Source organism: Candidatus Nanopusillus massiliensis, from assembly GCF_920984865.1.
This window is the reverse complement of record NZ_OV100765.1, coordinates 460,370-460,902: the sequence shown is the minus strand read 5'-3', so window position 1 is coordinate 460,902 and position 533 is coordinate 460,370. Positions and strand designations below refer to the sequence as shown.

Genomic DNA, 533 nt, shown 5'->3' with positions numbered 1-533 from the left:
AGATGGATTAAAGATTTTATTAAATGATTCAAGAACTGAAGGAATAATTGCANNATTATTACCTCAATTACCTTTTTTTACAGAAAAATTTCCTGAAAAATTATCAAAAATAATTAATAAAAAAGTTCCTTTAGTATTTTTAATATATGGAGGAGGATTTACAGAACAAATAAAAATATCTGTTGAGGAATATTTACCAGTATTTGAATCTCCAGAAGAGGCTGCTAAGCATTATCCTTTTTATTAAGATTAAAGAGAAATAATTGGATATAAATTTTTATAAATATTTTCTTTAAGGATAATATATGAAAAAGAAAGTATTATTAATTTTATTATCTTTCCTTATATTTTTATCAACTAGGAATATTTTCTCTTATCAAATTAATTATTATAATCAAAGTTATATTCCAAATATTACAATTTCTGCATATTTATATAATCAAGAATTTATTGGCTGGACAAAATATTACAGGATATGTTTTGATACAAAATAATGATCCATATTATTATCCACAAATATTTTTCGGAATAAT

The 533-nt window shown here is 21.1% G+C and carries 1 protein-coding gene (cut by a window edge); it reads left to right on the top strand.

What is annotated here, in order from left to right:
- On the top strand, positions 1-247 hold the 3' portion of the coding sequence (locus LUA84_RS03300) for a hypothetical protein (RefSeq protein ID WP_457913371.1). Its footprint begins 191 nt before the window's first position; the window shows 247 of its 438 coding nt (coding positions 192-438); its start codon lies off the left edge, out of view; it ends in the stop codon at positions 245-247.
- Positions 248-533: the final 286 nt, after the last annotated feature.